15 protein-coding genes are annotated in these 21,408 nt (G+C 54.8%); 8 read left to right on the top strand and 7 right to left on the bottom strand.

All coding sequences use genetic code 11. The features are described from left to right. Window positions 1–73 precede the first annotated feature (73 nt). Window positions 74–2,806 (bottom strand): aconitate hydratase 1, encoded by a 2,733-nt coding sequence (locus tag BB497_02125; GenBank protein ID AVI61586.1) that lies wholly within the window; start codon window positions 2,804–2,806, stop codon window positions 74–76. 275 nt (window positions 2,807–3,081) lie between these two features. Between BB497_02125 and BB497_02120 the strand changes: the two genes are divergently transcribed. Beyond that, window positions 3,082–4,032, top strand: a complete 951-nt coding sequence (locus tag BB497_02120) for a thioredoxin-disulfide reductase (GenBank protein ID AVI61585.1) — start codon at window positions 3,082–3,084, stop codon at window positions 4,030–4,032. A gap of 66 nt (window positions 4,033–4,098) precedes the next feature. On the opposite strand, the gene BB497_02115 is transcribed toward BB497_02120, so the two are convergent. Beyond that, window positions 4,099–4,620: a pilus assembly protein gene (locus tag BB497_02115; GenBank protein AVI61584.1), complete on the bottom strand. Its 522-nt coding sequence runs from the start codon at window positions 4,618–4,620 to the stop codon at window positions 4,099–4,101. A gap of 127 nt (window positions 4,621–4,747) precedes the next feature. On the opposite strand from BB497_02115, the gene BB497_02110 reads away from it, so the two are divergent. Further along, on the top strand, window positions 4,748–5,848 hold the full coding sequence (locus BB497_02110) for a glycine oxidase ThiO (GenBank protein ID AVI61583.1): 1,101 nt from the start codon (window positions 4,748–4,750) through the stop codon (window positions 5,846–5,848). A gap of 26 nt (window positions 5,849–5,874) precedes the next feature. On the opposite strand, the gene BB497_02105 is transcribed toward BB497_02110, so the two are convergent. After that, window positions 5,875–6,141, bottom strand: coding sequence for a hypothetical protein (locus BB497_02105; protein AVI61582.1), 267 nt, complete (start codon window positions 6,139–6,141; stop codon window positions 5,875–5,877). 146 nt (window positions 6,142–6,287) lie between these two features. Between BB497_02105 and BB497_02100 the strand changes: the two genes are divergently transcribed. Next, on the top strand, window positions 6,288–7,922 hold the full coding sequence (locus tag BB497_02100; protein ID AVI64227.1) for an NAD+ synthase: 1,635 nt from the start codon (window positions 6,288–6,290) through the stop codon (window positions 7,920–7,922). A gap of 23 nt (window positions 7,923–7,945) precedes the next feature. Here the strand turns inward: BB497_02100 and BB497_02095 are convergent, their stop codons facing one another. The 3 genes from BB497_02095 to BB497_02085 form a co-directional block, all read right to left on the bottom strand. Beyond that, a complete protein-coding gene (locus BB497_02095) occupies window positions 7,946–10,102 on the bottom strand; it encodes a diguanylate cyclase (GenBank protein ID AVI64226.1) in 2,157 nt (718 codons plus the stop codon). 103 nt (window positions 10,103–10,205) lie between these two features. Next, entirely contained in the window at window positions 10,206–11,900 is a 1,695-nt protein-coding gene (locus tag BB497_02090) for a chemotaxis protein (GenBank protein ID AVI61581.1), read from the bottom strand. 248 nt (window positions 11,901–12,148) lie between these two features. Further along, on the bottom strand, window positions 12,149–12,961 hold the full coding sequence (locus tag BB497_02085; protein AVI61580.1) for a competence protein ComL: 813 nt from the start codon (window positions 12,959–12,961) through the stop codon (window positions 12,149–12,151). Window positions 12,962–13,171: 210 nt separating this feature from the next. Here BB497_02085 and BB497_02080 point away from each other — a divergent pair, with 210 nt between their 5' ends. From BB497_02080 to BB497_02060, 5 genes are all read left to right on the top strand, one after another. Next, window positions 13,172–14,131, top strand: coding sequence for an RNA pseudouridine synthase (locus BB497_02080; protein AVI61579.1), 960 nt, complete (start codon window positions 13,172–13,174; stop codon window positions 14,129–14,131). Then, window positions 14,128–14,883 (top strand): multi-copper polyphenol oxidoreductase, encoded by a 756-nt coding sequence (locus BB497_02075; GenBank protein AVI61578.1) that lies wholly within the window; start codon window positions 14,128–14,130, stop codon window positions 14,881–14,883. Before BB497_02080 ends, BB497_02075 begins: the two co-directional genes overlap by 4 nt. 155 nt (window positions 14,884–15,038) lie before the next feature. Then, window positions 15,039–17,618 (top strand): ATP-dependent chaperone ClpB, encoded by a 2,580-nt coding sequence (locus BB497_02070; GenBank protein ID AVI61577.1) that lies wholly within the window; start codon window positions 15,039–15,041, stop codon window positions 17,616–17,618. Window positions 17,619–18,112: 494 nt separating this feature from the next. After that, complete coding sequence (locus BB497_02065) at window positions 18,113–19,837, top strand: acetolactate synthase, large subunit, biosynthetic type (GenBank protein AVI61576.1); 1,725 nt, start codon at window positions 18,113–18,115, stop codon at window positions 19,835–19,837. Next, entirely contained in the window at window positions 19,837–20,328 is a 492-nt protein-coding gene (locus tag BB497_02060) for an acetolactate synthase small subunit (protein ID AVI61575.1), read from the top strand. Before BB497_02065 ends, BB497_02060 begins: the two co-directional genes overlap by 1 nt. Window positions 20,329–20,423: 95 nt before the next feature. Here the strand turns inward: BB497_02060 and BB497_02055 are convergent, their stop codons facing one another. Next, on the bottom strand, window positions 20,424–21,311 hold the full coding sequence (locus BB497_02055; protein ID AVI61574.1) for a transcriptional regulator IlvY: 888 nt from the start codon (window positions 21,309–21,311) through the stop codon (window positions 20,424–20,426). Between the last annotated feature and the right edge of the window lie 97 nt (window positions 21,312–21,408).

Genomic DNA, 21,408 nt, shown 5'->3' with positions numbered 1-21,408 from the left:
TAGAAGCGACGCCTGAACGCAAAAAAAAGCCCCCACCGAGGTGGGGGCATGCAAGCATTGGTAGGTTTTACCCTTAGGCTGCGCCGATCATTTTGCGCAGCACGTAGTGAAGGATACCACCGTGGCGGTAGTAAGCCAGTTCGTTGACCGTATCAATTCGGCACTTGGCATCAACGGTACGTTCGCCGTCACCGTTTTTGATCACGACTTGCACTGTGCCACCGGGGCTTAAATCGCTTAAGCCAGCGATAGAAACCTCCTCATCGCCGGTCAGCCCTAGCGTTTCGCGGCTTTCTCCTTCGGGGAACTGCAGCGGTACTACTCCCATGCCGATTAGGTTAGAGCGGTGAATGCGCTCGAAGGATTCGGCAATCACCGCGCGCACGCCTAATAAGCGCGTGCCTTTGGCCGCCCAATCCCGCGAGGAGCCGGTGCCGTACTCTTTACCTGCAATAACCACCAGCGGTACGCCTTCCTCTTTGTACTTCATGGCGGCGTCGTAAATCGCCATCTGTTCCCCGCTAGGTACGTGGCGCGTTTCGCCGCCCACCACGCCATCCAGCATCTCGTTTTTAATGCGCACGTTGGCGAAGGTGCCGCGCATCATCACTTCATGGTTGCCACGACGAGAGCCGTAGGAGTTAAAGTCAACGGGCTTTACACCGTGCTCCTGCAAGTAACGTCCAGCAGGGCTGTCAGGTTTAATAGAACCAGCAGGTGAGATGTGGTCGGTGGTCACTGAGTCGCCCAGCATGGCGAGTACTCGGGCGCCCTTCACATCTTCAATAGCGTCGGGTTCGCGCTGCATGCCTTCAAAGAAAGGCGGGTGCTGGATGTAGGTTGACTCCGGCCACTGGTAAACCTTACTTTCGGGAACCTTGATTGCTTTCCAAGTATCGTCGCCTTCAAACACCGCGCCGTACTCTTTACGGAACATCTCTGTATTGACTTTCTCAACCGCGCCTGCGATATCCGCTTGAGAAGGCCAGATATCTTTCAGGTACACCGGGCTGCCGTCGTCATCATGGCCCAGTGGGTCGGTGGTTAAGTTGCACTGCACGTTGCCTGCCAGCGCGTAAGCAACCACTAGGGGCGGTGAGGCCAGCCAGTTGGTTTTAACTAGCGGGTGAACGCGACCTTCAAAGTTACGGTTACCCGAGAGCACCGAGGCAACGGCTAAGTCACCGTTGTTAATCGCGGTTTCAATCTCATCGGGCAGCGGCCCCGAGTTACCGATACAGGTAGTGCAGCCATAGCCGACGAGGTTAAAGCCCAGGGCGTTCAGGTCGTCGCTTAAATTGGCTGCGGCCAAATAGTCGGTGACGACTTTAGAGCCGGGCGCGAGCGAGGTTTTCACCCAGGGTTTGGTGGTTAAGCCTTTTTTACGTGCGTTGCGGGCCAGCAGCCCTGCCGCCATCATCACGCTGGGGTTGGAGGTGTTGGTACAGGAGGTAATCGCGGCAATGACCACCGCCCCAGGGTCAAGGTTGAAATCTTGGTCGTTGAGTTTTACGTCTTGGCTGGTGTCATGCTTAAAGCTACGATCAGCGCCCACCGCGGTTTGCCCGCCTTCTGAGGAGAGCTTCCCTTTTGCGGTTGAATCGGCGTTGGTGTCCTCTTGCATGAACTTGTCGAAGGCTCCCGCCATATCCTTTAGTGCCACCCGGTCTTGGGGGCGTTTAGGGCCTGCGAGGCTTGCTTCTACTTCGGTCATGTCCAGGCTGAGAGAGTCGGTGAAGATCGGCTCATCATCTGGCTCGCGCCACAGGCCCTGGGCTTTGCTGTACGCCTCTACCAAAGCAACCTGCTGGTCTTCACGGCCGGTTAAGCGCAGATAGTTGAGTGTTTCGTCATCCACGGGGAAGAAGCCGCAGGTGGCGCCATATTCAGGAGCCATGTTGGCAATCGTCGCTCGGTCAGCTAATGGCAGGTCTTTTAGGCCATCGCCGTAGAACTCAACAAATTTACCTACCACGCCTTTTTTGCGCAGCATTTCGGTAACAGTAAGCACTAGGTCGGTGGCGGTAATGCCTTCGCGCAGCTTGCCGGTCAGCTTGAAGCCAATGACCTCGGGTATCAGCATGGAGACTGGCTGGCCCAGCATGGCGGCTTCGGCTTCGATGCCGCCCACACCCCAACCCAGTACGCCTAGGCCGTTAATCATGGTGGTGTGAGAATCGGTGCCAACGAGGGTGTCTGGGTAGGCAAGGGTTTTGCCGTCCTCCTCTTTCGTCCATACGGTGCGGCCTAGGTACTCCAGGTTAACCTGGTGACAAATGCCGGTGCCAGGGGGCACAACGCTGAAGTTATCAAACGCCTGCTGGCCCCAGCGCAGAAACTCGTAGCGCTCGCCATTGCGCTGCATTTCGATGTCGACGTTCTCTTGGAACGCTGCTGCGTTGCCAAACTTGTCGACCATGACCGAGTGGTCGATGACCAAGTCAACGGGGGAAAGGGGGTTGATACGTGCGGGATCTTCGCCAAGCTTTTCAACGGCGGCGCGCATCGATGCTAAATCTACAACGCCGGGTACGCCAGTGAAATCCTGCATCAACACCCGCGCAGGGCGGTAGCCGATTTCGCGGCTGGATTTCGCCTCTTTTTGCCAATCTACCAGCGCCTGCATGTCGTCGACGTCGACACTTTCATCATCGGCAAAGCGCAGTTGGTTTTCGAGTAGAATTTTGAGCGTTTTGGGAAGCCGGTCGATATTGCCGAGGGCTTCAGCGGCTTTGGGCAGGCTGTAATAGTGGTACGTCTGGCTGCCCACTTCTAACGTATGCTGCGTATCGGGTATCTTGCTCATGGCCTTCTCCTCTGATTGCTTGGCGTTAGCGACGTAACACGCTACGCGCGATGGTCACTGCTGTCTCCAGTATGGCCCACCCTAATAATAGTGTTGTCATTAGTGTCGTCTTCTACCCTCAGTACATGGTGTTTCATCCATGCCTTTCAAGCCATCTTTGCCTAATGGCCTAGGTTAACCCTTGTAATTGCTTGTACTTGACGCCATTTCAGGCAGACTCTCTTTCAACAAATTCTGGCAACGAACTCTGCCCAATTGTGACCAAAGGTGGTGTCATGGAAACGCGTCATGAACGTTTGATTATTTTGGGTTCCGGCCCTGCCGGTTATACCGCGGCGGTGTATGCCGCACGCGCTAATTTAAAGCCGCTGCTGATTACCGGTTTGCAGGCGGGTGGCCAATTGACCACCACAACCGATGTGGATAACTGGCCTGGCGATGCCCAGGGGGTGCAAGGGCCAGAGTTGATGGAGCGTATGAAGCAGCACGCCGAGCGCTTTAACACCGAAGTGCTGTTTGATCACATCAACGAGGTCAGCTTAGGTGAAAAACCGTACACCTTGAAAGGGGATAGCGGTATTTACACCTGCGATGCGCTGATTATTGCCACCGGTGCCAGCGCGCGTTACCTCGGCTTGCCCACTGAGCAGCAGTTTATGGGCCAAGGAGTGTCGGCTTGCGCCACCTGCGATGGTTTCTTCTACCGTAACCAGGAAGTGATTGTGGTGGGTGGGGGCAATACCGCCGTTGAGGAAGCGCTGTACCTTTCCAACATCGCTTCAAAGGTCACCTTGGTACACCGCCGCGACACGCTGCGGGCAGAAAAAATCCTTCAGGACAAGCTGTTCGAGAAAGCGGAGGCGGGCAAAATTGCCCTCGAATGGTTCTATGAAGTGGAAGAGGTGCTGGGCGATAACAGCGGTGTTACCGGTGTGCGGGTAAAATCGACCAAAGATGGCGCTACCAAAGAGATTCACGCGCCTGGGCTGTTTATCGCCATTGGCCATAGCCCTAACACAGGCATTTTTGAAGGCCAGCTTGAAATGAACGGCGGCTATATCAAGGTGAACTCTGGCCTGGAAGGCAACGCAACTGCCACCAGCGTGCCGGGCGTGTTTGCCTGTGGTGATGTGATGGATCATATCTATCGCCAAGCCATTACCTCGGCAGGCAGCGGCTGTATGGCAGCACTGGATGCTGAACGCTATTTAGACGGTATCGCGTAATTTAGCAGTGTTAGTTTAGTCACCGTATTTAGTTATGAAATGCTCATCCATGTTGGCAGAAAAAAGTTAGCAGTGGATGGGCGTATCATCTACCCGTAACCGACCAAACTGGCTAAGCACAAGTTTTCGGCCTGCATTGCTCTGCGTGCATAGCGTAAAACTCCCGTTATACCCGCTTGTTTGCCCCAGTGAATTATAGCTAACGCGCCGCCAGCCTCGGCTGTATTTAATCGTTGTGCTGTCCTGTGCAGGAAAAATCCGTACGATATCGTCATGCCGGATAGGGCGAGAGAGATCGTTTGTCAGCACCATAATGGCCTCACTCCAATTGTGGGTACAAGCACTTCTGCTGGGGTCGGCAGGGCAAACCGTGACGCTGGTGCGGTGGGTAATTGCTGTGTTTCGTGCTAGCGAAAAAGCGGTTTGCATTCTGTTAATATCGCTGATGAGGGCCGTGTTGCGGCCAAACGCTTGAAAGTTAGGTATTCCCCACGCTGCTAACGCCGCTATTAGCAGCAGCGCAATGGTGAGTTCGATCAACGTGAATCCCTTGTTGCTGTTATTAGCAAAGCCATGTTGGAAAAGCATATTACCTCCTGGCCATTGGCTTTTAGTGGGCTGTCGATGTAGTGGCGTGGGGGAGCGCAAGTGGCTTTTGCTTTTCATCCTAGAGGGCGTTAATGGTTTTTTATGTAAGCCAAAACGGACAAGATTTGTGAGCGATTTCTTAATTATCGGCGGTGGGGTCATCGGTATGATGACATCGCTGCAGCTAGCGGATGCGGGTCAGAGCGTCACGCTGGTAGAGCGTGGCACGTGTGGAAAAGAGGCGTCTTGGGCAGGAGGGGGCATCGTCTCACCGCTGTACCCGTGGCGTTATGCGCCGCCGGTTTCCCAGCTGTCGCGGTGGTCGGAAGGGGTCTATCCAACACTAGCGCTGCGTTTACTAGAAGAGACGGGCATTGACCCCGAGTATCGCCAAAAAGGGCTGCTGTACCTGAACGTCGACGACGATGACGCTGCTTTGGGCTGGGCGCGCCAGCTGGGTAAGCCCCTTGAGCGTGTCGACGCTGCTTTTGTCCACCAAAAAGAGCCCCAGGCAGCTGCACCTGAGGGTAACGCACTTTGGATGCCAACCCTGGGTAGCGTGCGTAACCCGCGCTTGGGGCAGGCGCTGCGGGCGCGTTTAGCCGCAATGCCCGGCGTAACGCTCGTTGAGCAGTGTGCGGTAAGCGGGTTCATTAAGCACGAAGGCAGGGTCGCCGGCGTGGCTACTAGCCAGGGCGATAGGCGAGCCGAGCGGTTGGTGGTGTGCGGCGGTGCTTGGACGGCCCAATTATTAGCTGAGCTAGGTGTTCAGCTACCGGTGCGCCCGGTGAAGGGACAAATGATTGCGTATCAGGCGCCGCCGGGGTTAGTGCAGCGGGTTATTTTAAAGGATGGCCGGTATGTCATTCCGCGCAGCGATGGCTTGATCTTGGTAGGGTCGACCCTGGAAGAGGCAGGGTTTGATAAAACCACCGACGCTGAAGCGCTGGCCTCGCTCAAGAAAAGTGCCGAAGGCATTGTGCCTGCGCTTGCCAAGCTGCCTGTTGCCCACCACTGGGCAGGCCTGCGGCCAGGCTCGCCTGAGGGGTTGCCCTTTATTGGCGCGCTGCCCGGTTGGCCCAATGTTTACGTGAATGCGGGGCACTACCGTAATGGTTTGGTGCTTGCTCCAGCGTCTACCCATGTGCTGGTCGACCAGTTGCTGGGGCGTGAAGCATTGATCGACCCGACGCCCTTTCAGCCGACCGCTAAGCGGTTAACGGCATAAACCGTCAACGCTACTTTTTGGCCGTGCTAGTCGCGGTTCTCTTTGTCCTGCTGCTCTTGCAGGAAACGGTCGCGATGGGCGCTGGAGCAAAACCACTGTTCGTTGTCGCGTAGCGCTTCATCTTCGGGTACGTGCACCTCGCACCAGCGGCAGCGCACCATTTGGCCGCCTTCGTGGCGTTTTAGGGTGCTTTGTTCGTGAGAGAGCCGACGTTCGCGGTAGAGGCCATACAGCTTCAAACCGGCATAAAAAATAACGGCAAAAATAATCAGCCGAATAATCAAAAGGTTCATCCTTTTTCTGCTCCCATGGTGGGATGTGACAAGGGCAAGCGACATATGCGCACCGCATGGCCTTTGCCAGTTGGCGAGCCTTGCGGGACAATGCACCTAGTAAGGTGCCACTCAGTCCTAAAGATTCTCAAGAGATTTTAACGCCCATGCAAGACTTAACGCTGGTTATGGCCCAACTCGACCCTTTAGTGGGAGATATTCCCGGCAATGCTGCCCGCGCAATTGAAGCCGTGCGTGAAGCGAGGATCGAGCATGGGGCGGATATAGTCGTTTTTCCAGAGCTGTTTTTATCCGGCTACCCACCGGAAGATCTGTTACTGCGACCCTCCATGGAAGCTCGCCTGCGTGAAGCGCGGGCCAAAATGGCGGAAAAAATCGCTCGGGATGTGCTAGTGATTATCGGCTACCCAGGCGTGCGGGAAGGCAAATGCTACAACTTGGCAGGCGTGCTGTATAACGGCCAGTGGGAAGCCGAGTACGCCAAGCAGGCACTGCCCAACTATCAAGTATTTGACGAGCAGCGCTACTTCACATCGGGCACCCAGCCCCTGGTATACGAGCATAAAGGCGCTAAGCTTGGGTTGTTGATTTGTGAAGACCTATGGAAAGGCACGCCAGTCCAAGCCGCCCGAGACGCAGGCGCTGAGGTGCTCATCAGCTTAAACGCCTCGCCTTACCACCAAGACAAGCCCGCCGAACGGCTGCGCCTGTTAGCCGAGCACGCCCAAGATGTACAGCTGCCGATTATTTATGTGAATACCATCGGTGGTCAGGATGAGCTGGTATTCGACGGCGGCTCTAGCTGTGTGGATGCCCAAGGCCAGCTGAAGGTACTTGCCCCTTATTGGCAGGTGGGGTTGATGCCGGTTCAGCTGTTGCAAACCAGCGCCACGACCTGGGAGCCCCAGGCGGGAGAGATTGAGCCCGATGTGGCGCCGGAAGAGAGCCTCTACTGCGCGCTTGTCACTGGCCTGCGAGACTACGTTAATAAAAGCGGCTTTGAAGGCGTGGTGCTCGGGCTTTCCGGTGGCATTGATTCGGCGCTTTCCCTGGCGATTGCTGTCGATGCGCTAGGCCCGCAGCGGGTGCAGGCGGTCATGATGCCCTACCATTACACGGCGGATATCTCTAAGCAAGATGCCGCAGAGCAAGCCCAGATGCTCGGCGTGCATTACGATGTCATGCCCATTGAACCCATGGTTGAGGCGTTTATGGGGACGCTGGCGGAAAGCTTTGCGGGCACCGAACGGGATACCACCGAAGAGAACCTGCAGTCTCGCTGCCGTGGTGTGCTGTTGATGGCCATCTCCAACAAGAAAGGCCTGATGGTATTAACGACGGGCAATAAAAGTGAAATGGCGGTGGGCTATGCGACGCTTTACGGCGACATGGTCGGCGGCTATAACGCCATTAAAGATGTGTATAAAACCTGGGTGTATCGCTTGTCGCGCTGGCGTAATACGCAGTCGCCGGCCATCCCTGAGCGGGTGATTGAACGCCCACCCAGTGCCGAGCTAGCGCCGGATCAGCAAGATAGTGATTCGCTGCCTGATTACGATGTGCTGGACGCCATTTTAGTACGCTACATCGAAGGCGATATGAGCGCTGAGGCGATTATTGCGGCAGGTTTTGACCATGAAGATGTGTATAAAGTGGTCAAACTTGTCGACCGCTGTGAGTACAAGCGCCGGCAAGCGCCAGTAGGGGTGCGGGTGACACCAAGGGGCTTTGGGCGTGACCGGCGCTACCCCATTGTTAACGGCTGGCAGCCGGGCGAGTAGATGTCTGTATCGACATTGACGGGTTAAGTGAGCGTGGGCGGAGGTGCTAGGCAGTAGTTAGCCATCTCCGCTGCCGCCACCGGCTTACAAAAGTAATAGCCTTGGTAGGCGTGGCACTGGTGGTCGTTTAAGCACTTCCAGTGCTCCATGGTTTCTACCCCTTCAGCAATCACATTAAGCCCCAGCGAGCGGCCCATGGCGATAATGGTTTCTACAATCGCCATATCGTCTGCGTCATGATGTAGGTCGCGGACAAACGATTGGTCAATTTTGATCTGGTCCAAGGGTAGCCGTTTTAAATACTGAAGCGACGAGTAACCAGTGCCAAAGTCGTCCATCGCGAAACTGATGCCAAGCGCTTTCAGCTGGTACATGCGGGCAATGATATCGTCGATTTTGCCGATCACCGTGCTTTCAGTGAGTTCCAGTTTAAGCTTGTGCGGTGACGCGCCGCTTACCTCAAGGGCGTGAGCTACATCGTCTACAAAGGTAGGCTGCTGGAACTGCTTGGCGCTCACATTAACTGCTAACACTAAATCTTTGGTGTGCTCATCGGCTTGCCAGGCGACCAACTGCTCGCAGGCAGCGTGAAGTACCCAATTGCCAATGGGTACAATGAGTCCTGTCTCTTCCGCCAGGGGAATAAACGCGCCCGGAGAAACAAAGCCGCGGGTGGCGTGCTGCCAGCGAATCAAGGCTTCAGCACCAATGGCGCTACCCTGGCTATCCACCTGAATCTGATAAACCAGCACAAACTCTTTGTTCTCGATAGCCAAGCGCAGGTCTCGCTCAAGCTCAGTGCGACTTTCAAGCTGAGCCTGAACCGCAGGGTCATAAAACCGGATACTGTTCTGACCCGCGCGCTTAGCAAAATGAACCGCTGAATTCGCATACTGAAATAGGCTATCTACGCTATCGTCAATACCCTTAAACAGTACAAGCCCTTGGCTAACGTTTAAGAACTGGTAATGACCATCTAGGCAGTAAGGCTGGGTAAGTGTGTGCGCTACCTGGCTAGCGAACAGCTCTGCTTTTTCGGCGGCTTTCAACTTGTCGCTATCTAATCCGTCGATGATGATGGCAAATTCATCCCCATTTAAGCGCCCAATGGTGGCAGACTGTTGCCCAAGGTTTTGGAGCCGTTCAGCCATTTGATTGAGAAGCTCATCGCCTGCTTGGTGACCAGTGCTATCGTTTATGCGCTTGAATTCATCTACATCCACGTATGCGAGCGCACCATAGGTGTTGGTTTGGCTGTTGGTTTCCAGTGAGTGTTGAAGGTGCTCTTTCATTAAACGCCAGTTGGGCAGGCCGGTGAGCGAGTCGTAATAGGCCAACTGATGCACCTGGCGCTCAGCGTGACGACGCTTCTGCTCTGTATCGCGTAATGAGAGGAGCGCCACCGCGATACGCTGAAGTGGCCCAATATGCTTCCGGCTTAATCGTTCTACGCGCTGCAAATCGGGCAGCGGTTGGTGGTTATCAGAAAGCGCTAAGATGGCATCGCCGACGGTTATTAAGCGTCGGTTAATCCGCCATGCTGCGAATAAGGCTGCGCTAATCAGCAGTGCAAAAAGGCCCAGACCAATCCAGAGAATGGAGGCACGCGTGTTAGTCAGCGCACTGTAAGACTCACGATGCCGAGCACTGGCGCGTAACGTGAGTTCCTCAAATATCTGCTGTGAAAATAGATTAAACGTAGTGAAGTGGCGCTGTGCCTCTTGGAGGTAAAAGCTAGGCTCACCCTGATTAAGGGTCGCTGCTTCGTTGGCCATACTGATAAAACTTCGGTATTGATGAAACACGCGTTGCAGAGCATCAGCGCTTTCTTGACTGAGGTCGAAAATAAGGGGGGATGTCGCCAGCCGGTCAATGTTGTTCCTTATTTGAGTAAGTTCTTGGTTAATAACGCCATATTCGGCGTAACGCTGCATGGCACTTAAATTGACATCCTCAACGCGGCTGAGTACGTCCGTCATCCGCTGGTGAAGATCGCCCAGTTGACGATCAAAGGTAGCCATCTGTACCAACGTATCTAAATCGTTAGCTTGTAGCTGGTGATTTTGCAGCGACTCTTCTTGAGATACTTGTAGTGCAATGATTAGTAGCAAAACGGCAGGCAATACAATCATTAAAATAGGCAGTAAAAATACCATCAGAAGGCTTTTAGAGGGCTTCATCATAACCTCGTGAATCAGGCTTAAGCGTGGCATCTTGCATAAGGATGCCACGCTTGCACTCAATAGCTAGCGGCTGGGTTAGTGTTATATTGGTTAATTATTATTAGAAACTTTCCCATTCAGGCTCAGCCGCCTGTTTGTTTGAGGGGAGTACGTGGGCAGCCTTATTCTGAAGGGCATGATTAGGGCGAAGAGGTGCGGCTGGCTGGGCCGCGCTCGCAGGTAGTTTGAAAACCCCCATCGCATGGAGTAGTTGGTGGGCATTTTGACGCAGGTTGTTGGCAGCCGTTGCGCTCTCTTCTACCAGGGCGGCGTTTTGCTGGGTAACCTGGTCCATCTCTGTGACGGCTTGCCCTACTTCTTGTACACCTGCACTCTGTTCAGCGCTGGCGTGGCTGATCTCTTGCATAATGCTGGTCACGCGGGCGATGGCAGCGACAATCTCTTCGGTGGATTTACTGGCTTCTTCGGCGCGTTCATTACCGTGATTAACGCGCTCCAGGTTGCTGGAAATAAGCTTATTAATTTCGCGAGCGGCGTCGGCGCTACGCTGAGCTAACTTGCGCACCTCTTCTGCCACCACTGCAAAGCCGCGGCCATGTTCTCCGGCACGTGCTGCTTCTACTGAGGCGTTTAGCGCCAATATGTTGGTTTGAAAAGCAATCGAGTCAATGGTGGAAATAATGCCAGCGATCTCCTGCGAGCTCTTGTTCAGGTCATTCATCGTGGCGACGACTTGATGGACGGCTTCGCCACCCTGGGTGGCGGTTTTAGAAGCACTGGTCGCTTCTTGGCTGGCTTGGGCAGAGTTATCGGCGTTTTGCTTCACCGTGCTGTTGAGTTCTTCCATCGCTGAGGCCGTTTCCGCTAGGGCGCTCGCCTGCTGTTCGGTACGTGATGCAAGATCATTGTTGCCTTCAGCGATTTGCTCGCTATTGGAGGCAACCGCTTCGGCAGAGGCGCGTACCTGGGTCACAATATCTTGCAATTGCTTTGCCATCACCACCTGGGACGCCATGATGCTGTGGTTGTCGCCTTTCTTTAAACGGCCTTTAGTCGCCAGCTCGCCGCGGCCAATGGCTTCAGCAAAAGCTTTTACCTCATGAGGCTCTGCGCCCAGCTCACGTAACAGTTGACGAGATAAAAACACGGCAATTAAGCCACCCACTAATAGTGCAAATAGCGTCAACCCTAGCATCTGCAGCTGAAAGCCTGACGCCGTATCGCGCGCCTCCGCTGTGGTGGCGTTGTTAATCTGCTCTTGTAAATCAATAAACTGATTAATGCGGTTTAACCACTCTGTGTAAGCGGGCCCGGCCTGTTCAAGCATCAGCCGTTGGGCGTTGTCATATTCGCCCGCTTGACGGGCGCTGATGACCTGGTCGGCAAGCTCGTGAGTAGCTGTTTTCTGCTCGTTAATACTGCTGAGTAGGCTCTGTTCTTGTGCACTTCCCGTGTATTCACTGGTCACCTGTGACATGCCGGCTGACGCCGTGTCGTAGGCATCGCGCAAGCGCTCGATTTCACTTCCCAGCGCATTAAGATTGCCATCACCGGCAGTTATCACGATATCTCGCAGCACAATGGCACGGTCATGCACGCTGCCACGCCAGTCCACCGCCAAGCGTTGTTTAGCGCCGTTCACATCGTTAATCGACGTGAGGCCACGGTCGATTTGATTAACTTGGTAAATGCCTGCGCTTGTGAGAATAACCAGCAGTGCCAGCAGTGCCGAAAAGGCGATAGTTAGCCGGGTGCTGATTTTCATGGCGTTGAAACGAGATGCTGAGGACAACATTGAGCCTGCTCCCTAGGCGCCGTTGAGGCACTTTATCATGTAGTTGGAATTATTATAGGTTTTTGTACAACTCTTTGTATATGTTTTGTGTAAATAATCCATAGGAGCATTTTATTCTCGTATAGATAAGTTTTTGTTAATTAAGTTTTTATTGATTAAGCTTTTGTGCGATAAAGCAAAAAACCACGCCGAGGCGTGGTTTTTAAAGTTGTACAAGGACTAAGCTAATAGCAGGTGCAGACAGCCTCTCAATTGCTTCTGCCGTGTTTGGGTACGAAGCGACTGCCACGTAGTTGCGCATGGTCGGGGGCATTCTCCCGCAATACGGCGAGCACTTCGCTGGCGCGGTCATCCATCCCCAGCCCTTTATAACCCTCTACCATCGTGGCGAGGGCGTCGCGGGTGGCGGTCGCTTCGGGGTAGCTCTCTATAACCCAGCGGCCCCGCTCAACGGCGGCTAAGTAAGCGCCGCGGCGTAAATAGTAGTCAGCAACGTGTAGCTCGTGCTGAGCCAGCAGTTCACGCAGGTAAACGATACGCTGCTGAGCATCGGGGGCGTATTGGCTTTGCGGGAAACGCTGAATCAGCTCACGGAAATCGTTATACGCATCCCGGGAGGCGCCCAAATCGCGCTTTGAAATATCGATTAAGCGCAGCCGCTCCAGGCTAAAGCGCCCGGCTTGCCAAGCGGAAAGGCCGCGCAAATAGTAGGCGTAATCAACCTGGGGATGGTCAGGATGCAAGCGGATAAAGCGGCTAGCTGCAGCCCGGGCTTCTTCCCAGTTCTTGTTTTCGTAGTAGGCGTAAATGAGTTCAAGTTGCGCCTGCTCGGCATGTGGCCCGAAGGGGTAGCGGGTGTCGAGTGCTTCCAAGCGCTCAATGGCGATAGGGAAACGATTGCTATCTAGCGCCGTGCGCGCTAACTCATAAAGTTCGCGCTCTTGTACGCCCGCAAATTCATCATCCTCATCAGAGGTTGAGCCATTACTGGCACAGCCTGCTAAAAGGGCAAGGCTCAAGGCTAGGGCGCCAAAGCGGTTGGCAGCGGAAAAAACGCGCATCATCATCCTCGTTGCAAACAAGCCTCAATCACCGAAAAGCGACGATGGCCATAAGTAGAAATGGTAGAATAGGTCGCAGTTAGCCCACTATAAATCACCTCGACGCAAAACGCAGGCTTAGCGATGTTCTGAGTAACGTTTCGTCGGGTGCCGTTAAAGGAAAAGTTTTCATGCCATGGCTAGGTTTTTCGTGTATCGAAGAGGTGCTGCATGTCTCGTATCGTTGAAGCGACGCAGCGGGTACCGGCCACGCTAGCAGGCGCACGCTTTGACCAAGTCGCGGCGGAGTTGTTCAGTGACTACTCCCGCGAACGCCTGAAAGCGTGGATTAACGCCGGTGAATTAACGGTCGATGGCGCAAAACTAAAACCCAAAGCGAAGCTGCACGGTCACGAAATGCTGGTGCTTAAAGCGACCATTGAAGAAGATACGCGCTTTGAGCCCCAGGATATCCCGCTAGATATTGTCTACGAAGACGATGCGGTGATGGTAATTAATAAAGCTGCTGGCATGGTGGTGCATCCTGCAGCGGGAAATCCCGATGGCACCTTGTTGAATGCGCTACTGCATCATCATCCGGCGTTAGCGGAGGTGCCGCGGGCGGGGATCGTCCATCGCCTGGATAAAGACACCACTGGGTTGATGATGGTCGCCAAAACCCTGCCTGCCCAAACGGCGCTGGTCGAACAGCTCCAGGCGCGCAGCGTATCGCGTCAGTATGATGCAGTGGTGATTGGCAAGCCGGTAGCAGGTAGTACGATTGATGCGCCCATTGGCCGTCATCCGAAAGACCGTAAGCGTCAAGCGGTAACCACGGCGGGCAAGCCAGCGGTGACTCATTACCGCGTAGTGGAGCGTTTTCGCGCCCATACGCACGTGCGCTGCACGCTTGAAACCGGGCGTACTCACCAAATTCGCGTCCACATGGCCCATGCCCGCTACCCGCTGATTGGTGATCCGCTTTACAGCGGCCGTGCCAAACTGCCTCCGGGTGCCGCTGAGCCGTTAAAAGAGATTTTGCGTGAGTTTCCGCGCCAGGCGCTGCATGCCCGCAAACTGAGTTTTGTGCATCCGGTGAGTGGTGAAACACTTACTTTTCAGATCGATCTACCCGATGATCTGCTAATGTTGTTGGACTACCTGCGCGAAGACAACGAGACTATGCGATGAGCGATGCGTTTGATTTAAAGCCCACGCTGCTGTTACCCGACTGGCCCGCGCCTGCAAATGTACGGGCGTTCGTCACCACTCGGGAAACAGGGCCAAGCCAAGATGATTTTGCAGCGTTCAACCCAGCGACCCACGTAGGCGACAACACTGATCACGTCGCGCTGTGCCGTCGGTTGATGCATAAAGAGATCGGTGATGAGCGCCCGCTGTTATGGCTCAACCAAACCCATGGTGCGCGCGTGCAGCAGAGCTACCAAAGCGATACGCCGGAAGCCGATGCGGCGGTTGCCAGCAGCAACGACTATGCCTGCGTGGTACTGACGGCCGATTGCTTACCGGTACTGTTTTGTAACCGCCAAGGCACGCAAGTGGGGGTGGCCCACGCGGGCTGGCGAGGGTTAGCAGGCGGTGTGCTGGAAGCCACTGTCGCTGCGATGAACTGTGACCCTGACGATATTTTAGTGTGGCTAGGCCCTGCTATTTCTAACGCCCAGTTTGAGGTAGGCCCTGAGGTATACGGCGCGTTTGTCGCGGTACACCCTGAAACGGCGGACGCGTTTGATCACAGCCCCTATCGCCTGGGCCACTACATGGCAGACCTATATCGGCTCGCGCGCTTTCGTTTAGAGGCGCTGGGGATTCACCACATCAGCGGCGGGCATTTCTGTACCGCCTGCGAGTCGCGCTTTTACTCCCACCGCCGTGACAATGGCAACACCGGGCGCATGGCCAGTGTGATCTGGATCAACTAAGTAGCGCTATTCCTTTATGCTTGTGATGCGGCCCTCTTGAAATGTGTGGAACTGACGCCATTTAACTTGTCAAGCTAAACGTTTTTAGCACATTTAAGACACGTTATTGGGAGACACCGTGCGTCCAAACGCACGGCACCCCCAGGAGGTACTCCATGCGATTCGATAAATTTACTGCCAAGTTACAGGCCGCCATTTCTGAGGCGCAGTCCCTTGCGGTTGGGCACGGCCATAATCAGCTTGACCCTGCGCACTTGCTGCTGGCGCTGCTGGATACTAAAGACACCGGCGTTAAAGCTCTGGTTGAAAAAGCCGAGGGCAGCAGCTCGCGCCTGCGTGATGGTTTGGTGCAGCAGTTAGATAACTTACCCAAGGTAAGCCAGTTCGACGGGGATGTTCAGCCCTCCCGTGACTTCATCAAGCTATTCAACTTAACCGACCGGGAAGCGCAGAAGCGTGGTGACCAGTTCATCGCTTCTGAGCTGGTACTGCTGGCAGCGCTGGAAATGAATTCAGCGATTACCAAGTTGATGAAAGAGGCAGGGATTAACCGCAAATCCCTTGAAGCTGCGATTAACAGCCTTCGCGGGGGTGCTTCCGTTGACGATGCTAACGCTGAAGACCAGCGTGAAGCGCTTAACAAATACACCATGGACCTTACCCAGCGTGCGCTAGACGGCAAGCTGGACCCGGTGATTGGACGCGACGACGAAATCCGCCGCACGATCCAGGTGCTGCAGCGGCGCACCAAAAATAATCCGGTACTAATCGGTGAGCCAGGGGTGGGTAAAACCGCCATTGTCGAAGGGCTGGCGCAGCGTATTGTGAACGGCGAAGTGCCTGAAGGCCTGAAAGATAAGCGCGTTCTTTCGCTGGATATGGGCTCGTTATTGGCGGGCGCTAAGTTCCGTGGCGAGTTTGAAGAGCGTCTGAAAGCCGTGCTTAAAGAGCTTTCCCAGGAAGAAGGCCGGGTCATCCTGTTTATCGATGAGCTGCACACTATGGTGGGCGCGGGCAAGGCTGAAGGCGCGATGGATGCGGGCAACATGCTTAAGCCTGCGTTGGCCCGTGGTGAGTTGCACTGCGTGGGCGCTACAACGCTGGACGAGTACCGCAAATACATCGAAAAAGACGCCGCGCTGGAGCGCCGCTTCCAGAAGGTGCTGGTGGATGAGCCGTCTGAAGAAGATACGGTGGCTATTCTGCGCGGCTTGAAAGAGCGTTACGAGGTCCACCACGGTGTGGATATCACCGACTCTGCGATCATTGCGGCGGCGAAACTGTCTACTCGCTACATCACGGATCGGCAGTTGCCCGACAAAGCGATCGACTTGATCGATGAGGCGGCGTCACGTATCCGCATGGAGCTGGACTCCAAGCCTGAAGAGATGGATCGACTGGATCGTCGCCTAATCCAGCTGAAAATGGAGCGCGAAGCGCTTAAGAAAGAGACCGACGAAGCCACTAAGAAACGCCTTGACGCGTTGAACAACCAGATCCACGAGTTAGAGCGTGAATATGCTGACTTGGACGAAATTTGGAAAGCAGAGAAAGCCAGTATTCAAGGCGCAGCCCAGTTTAAAGCAGAGCTGGAGCAGGCGCGCATTGACCTTGAGCAGGCGCGTCGCCAGGGTGATTTAGGGCGTATGTCGGAAATTCAGTATGGCAAAATTCCGGCGCTTGAGAAAAAGATTAGCGAAGCAGGGGAAGGCGAGGCGGATACGGCCAGCCACCAGCTGCTGCGCTCTAACGTCACCGAAGAAGAGATTGCAGAAGTGGTCTCCCGCTGGACAGGCATTCCCGTCTCCAAAATGTTGGAAGGCGAGCGGGATAAGCTGTTGCGCATGGAAGAGGCGCTGCATGAGCGGGTCATCGGCCAGCATGAAGCGGTAGAGGCGGTGGCTAATGCCGTACGCCGTTCCCGGGCGGGTCTTGCCGACCCCAATCGACCCAACGGCTCGTTCTTGTTCCTCGGCCCCACCGGGGTGGGTAAAACAGAACTATGTAAATCGCTGGCTAACTTCCTGTTCGATACGGAAGAAGCGATGGTGCGTATCGACATGTCGGAGTTTATGGAGAAGCACTCCGTGGCGCGTTTGATTGGTGCACCCCCAGGCTACGTGGGTTACGAAGAGGGTGGCTACTTAACCGAAGCGGTGCGCCGTAAGCCCTACTCGGTGCTGTTGCTAGATGAAGTGGAAAAGGCGCATCCGGATGTGTTTAATATCCTGCTGCAAGTGCTCGAAGATGGCCGCTTGACCGATGGGCAAGGCCGTACGGTGGATTTCCGTAATACCGTGATCGTCATGACCTCCAACATGGGCTCGGATATTATCCAGCGCATGGGCGGTGATGATAACGACTATGAGGTCATGAAGAGCACGGTCATGGAGGTGGTGGGTAATCACTTCCGCCCTGAGCTGATTAACCGTATTGACGAAGTGGTGGTGTTTCACGCGCTGGGTCAAACGCAAATTCAGGCCATTGCCGGTATTCAGTTGGAGCGTTTGAAAGCACGCTTAGCGGAACATGATTTGAGCCTTGAGATCAGCGATGACGCCATGGCCCAGCTGGCGGTCGTCGGTTTCGATCCAGTGTATGGGGCAAGGCCGCTCAAGCGGGCGATTCAAAGCCGGATTGAGAACCCGTTGGCCCAAGATCTGCTGGCAGGTAAGTATGCCCCCGGCGATACTATTCATATCAGCGCGGGTGAAGGGAAATTAATATTTGAGTAATGCATGCGTGGTTACACGCTTAGGCAAGTGATCGCCCTGCGCAATTGAATAGGGCAAAAGCCCCGTTAGCTCTGCTAGCGGGGCTTTTTTAATGGCTTACGGCGACGTTTGTTGCGTTTGTCTTGATCGGAGGTTGACAGGCTGAGGGCGCTAATGGAATCTTGTGGGTTCCTGATTTGCGGGCGCGGAACCAACGGGCAACCCCTAATCCCCGCGCGAAGGGTAGGCAATGGCCTTTACCCGCCGAAGGACTTCCGGGTTTGGGCTAACCGCCCAACCTGGCCAACGCCCCGACACGGCAAACCGCCGTGTGAGGGAGCCACTGATTTATATCGCAATAAATGAGTGCTTCCGATGAGAGTGCAGGCCCTAACCGGGCCATATGCCAGGGTTTGGCATCAGGTGCCGGCAAGGGCCGGCAGCGGCATACCGCCGCACTCGACACCGCAGGATGTCCTGCGGATCGCACTCGAGACCTCTAGGGGAGAAATACAGTGGAACTGCTTTCCGGCGCAGATATGATCGCCCGCTTCTTACAAGATGAGGGCGTTGAGTACATTTATGGTTATCCCGGCGGCGCAGCGCTGCACATTTATGATGCGCTGTTCCGTCAGGACAAGGTGAAGCACATTCTTGTGCGTCACGAACAGGCAGCGACTCATGCGGCCGACGGTTATGCCCGTGCTTCCGGCAAGCCTGGAACCGTGCTGGTGACCTCTGGCCCTGGCGCTACCAATGCGGTCACCGGCATTGCGACCGCCTATATGGATTCGATTCCATTGGTGGTGCTATGTGGCCAGGTAATGAGCCACCTGATTGGCGATGACGCCTTCCAGGAAACCGATATTGTCGGCGTGACGCGGCCCATCGTGAAGCACAGCTTCTCAATTCGGCATCCGTCTGAAATTCCAGAAGTGCTTAAAAAGGCCTACTACCTGGCCGCTACTGGACGCCCTGGCCCCGTGGTCGTCGATATACCCAAGGACATGACCGCGCCCACCGAGCGTTATGAGTACGTCTACCCGAAGAAGGTCAAGATGCGCTCTTATAACCCGGTGACTCGTGGCCACACCGGCCAGATCAAAAAGGCCGTTGAGCTGATGCTGAAAGCCAAGCGCCCAGTATTTTATACCGGCGGCGGCGTGGTGTTGGGCAAGGCGAGTGAAGGCCTGACTGATCTGGTTAAACAGCTCGGCTTCCCCATTACCACCACGCTGATGGGCATTGGTGCCTACCCGCAAAGCGATCGGCAGTGTCTGGGTTGGCTGGGTATGCACGGCTCGTATGAATCCAATATGGCCATGCACCATGCGGATTTAATTATCGCCATTGGCGCGCGTTTTGATGACCGAGTGACCAACAACACGTCGAAATTCTGCCCCACGGCAAAAATCATTCACGTGGATGTGGACCCAAGCTCGGTATCTAAAACCGTGCGTGCGGATGTGCCTATCGTTGGGCCAGCGTCTAGCGTTATTAATGAAATGATCAGCTTGGTGCAAGGCCAATCAATTGCGCAGCCAGAAGCGCTGAGCGACTGGTGGCAAAAGATCGATGGCTGGCGCGCCGAGCGCGAAGGGAAGCTCTACGAGCCCTCCAAACCAGGCGAAGTGTTGAAGCCTCAGGAAGTGATCGAAGCGCTGTGCCGTGTTACTCGCGGTGAAGCCTACGTGACCACTGACGTTGGCCAGCATCAGATGTTTGCGGCCCAGTACTACAAGTTCGACAAGCCTAACCGACTGATCACGTCGGGCGGTTTGGGCACCATGGGCTTTGGGTTCCCTGCGGCCATGGGCATCAAGCAGAGCTTCCCAGATGACGACGTTGTTTGCGTCACCGGTGAAGGCAGCTTCCAGATGATGATGCAGGAACTCTCGACCTGTAAGCAGTACGGCATAGGCGTCAAAATTGTAAACCTCAACAACGCATCGCTTGGCATGGTTCGCCAATGGCAGGATCTGAACTACAAATCCCGCCATGCGCACTCTTATATGGAGTCGCTGCCAGACTTCCATATGCTGATTGAGGCGTACGGATTTACCGCGATCACCGTGAATACCCTTGAGGAGTTGGAGCCGGCGCTAGAGCGTGCCTTTGCCAACAAGCATGAGCTGGTGTTCCTGGATGTGAAGGTTGACCCTTTTGAGCACGTCTATCCGATGCAGGTGCCGTTAGGTGCTATGCGTGACATGCTGCTGTCTAAAACGGAGCGTACCTGATGCGTCATATCATCTCGATTCTGATGGAAAACGAACCGGGTGCGCTGTCACGTGTGGTCGGGCTGTTCTCCCAGCGTAACTTCAACATTGAAACGCTGAACGTGGCACCGACGGAAGATCCGTCGCTGTCTCGCTTAACGGTCACTACCATTGGCGATGACCGGGTGATCGAGCAGATCACTAAGCATCTTAATAAACTGATCGATGTGGTGAAGCTGGTCGACCTGACCGAAGGTAATCACATTGAGCGGGAGCTGATGCTGGTGAAAGTGAAAGCGTTAGGCGCTGCTCGCGATGAAGTTAAGCGTACGGTGGATATTTTCCGTGCACAGATCGTCGACGTAACGCCAAGCCTTTATACCGTTCAGATTACTGGCGACGCGGGCAAGCTGGATGCTTTTCTTCAGGCCATGGCGCCGGTAGGCATTCTGGAAGTGGCGCGTACCGGGGTATCCGGTATTGCTCGCGGCGATAAAGTGTTGTCGCTGTAAGTCGCGCTTTGCCGCTGTCGTTGTTCGTTGTACCAGTGAGAAGCCGCCCTTTGTCGGGCGGCTTGTTTATGAGTGATGCCCTGCCACCAAACGCGTTAACGCGCGTTTACCGCTGCCCAAAAAGCATCAATTATCGGGTTTTTTAACCGCCGATTGAGTACGCAAAGCCCTACATCGTAGTGGGGTAGCTCGGGTTTTACATTTAGCACTTGCACACGCTCTGCCAGCGGGCTGTTATCTAACACTATTTTCGGAACCACCCCTACGCCAAACCCCAGCCCAACCATGCTCACAATCGCTTCGTGACCCGCTACCTGGGCATAAATGCGCGGCGAAATGCCCATCGCTTTAAACCACGTATTCGCAAACTCTCTGGAGAGCCCGGCTTCCGACAAAATCATCGGCACGTGCTGCCACTGTTCGGCTGTTGAGCTTTCGGGTTTGCGCGGTAGCCAGTGGTGGGCTTCTGTCGGTGCAATAAACAGCAGCGGTGAGCGGGTTAGCGATTTAAACGCGAGCGCGCTGGGGGGAATACGCGGGCGAGGGGTAATCGCCATATCGTCTGCGCCCTCTAGTACCCGTGACATGGCGTCAGCGGGGTCGCCAGTATGCAGTTTGAGTTCAATGCCGGGATGGCGAGTGCGCACATCACTTAATAATTCATACAGAAAGCTGTAGCTGGCCGTCACCGAGCAATAAATGCTGATTTCACCGCTCAGCTGCGCCGTGGTGGCTGCCAATGTACGCTTTTGCGCTTCCCACTGCTCTAGCGTCTCTCGGGCGTAGTGTTGGAACGTACTGCCTTGAGAAGTGAGCGTCACATGCCGGTTGTCCCGCTCAAACAGGCGAGTGCCTAGCTCAGTTTCCACCTGCTGAATAGAGCGGCTAAGCGTCGAAGGGCTAATATGGCAAAGCTCGCTAGCGCGGCCAAAATGTAGCGTCTCTGACAGAGTGACCACGTGTTTAAGTAGGCGGAAATCCATAGTAACCCTCAAACCATGCGTAATTTCATAATATGAAATAGTGTGTTGCAAACATAGCGTTTTACGCAATAGGCGCACTGTCGTAGAGTGGCCTCAA

The organism is Halomonas sp. GFAJ-1, from assembly GCA_002966495.1.
GTDB lineage: Bacteria > Pseudomonadota > Gammaproteobacteria > Pseudomonadales > Halomonadaceae > Vreelandella.
This window is presented reverse-complemented; position numbering and strand designations above follow the sequence as displayed.

Excerpts from the sequence above, each read along its gene's own strand:
- BB497_02105 (AVI61582.1), bottom strand. The coding sequence starts at position 6,141 with ATGAACCTTTTGATTATTCGGCTGATTATTTTTGCCGTTATTTTTTAT.
- BB497_02060 (AVI61575.1), top strand. The coding sequence starts at position 19,837 with ATGCGTCATATCATCTCGATTCTGATGGAAAACGAACCGGGTGCGCTG.
- BB497_02125 (AVI61586.1), bottom strand. The coding sequence starts at position 2,806 with ATGAGCAAGATACCCGATACGCAGCATACGTTAGAAGTGGGCAGCCAG.
- BB497_02075 (AVI61578.1), top strand. The coding sequence starts at position 14,128 with ATGAGCGATGCGTTTGATTTAAAGCCCACGCTGCTGTTACCCGACTGG.
- BB497_02120 (AVI61585.1), top strand. The coding sequence starts at position 3,082 with ATGGAAACGCGTCATGAACGTTTGATTATTTTGGGTTCCGGCCCTGCC.
- BB497_02095 (AVI64226.1), bottom strand. The coding sequence starts at position 10,102 with ATGAAGCCCTCTAAAAGCCTTCTGATGGTATTTTTACTGCCTATTTTA.
- BB497_02115 (AVI61584.1), bottom strand. The coding sequence starts at position 4,620 with ATGCTTTTCCAACATGGCTTTGCTAATAACAGCAACAAGGGATTCACG.
- BB497_02090 (AVI61581.1), bottom strand. The coding sequence starts at position 11,900 with ATGTTGTCCTCAGCATCTCGTTTCAACGCCATGAAAATCAGCACCCGG.
- BB497_02100 (AVI64227.1), top strand. The coding sequence starts at position 6,288 with ATGCAAGACTTAACGCTGGTTATGGCCCAACTCGACCCTTTAGTGGGA.
- BB497_02080 (AVI61579.1), top strand. The coding sequence starts at position 13,172 with ATGTCTCGTATCGTTGAAGCGACGCAGCGGGTACCGGCCACGCTAGCA.
- BB497_02070 (AVI61577.1), top strand. The coding sequence starts at position 15,039 with ATGCGATTCGATAAATTTACTGCCAAGTTACAGGCCGCCATTTCTGAG.
- BB497_02055 (AVI61574.1), bottom strand. The coding sequence starts at position 21,311 with ATGGATTTCCGCCTACTTAAACACGTGGTCACTCTGTCAGAGACGCTA.
- BB497_02085 (AVI61580.1), bottom strand. The coding sequence starts at position 12,961 with ATGCGCGTTTTTTCCGCTGCCAACCGCTTTGGCGCCCTAGCCTTGAGC.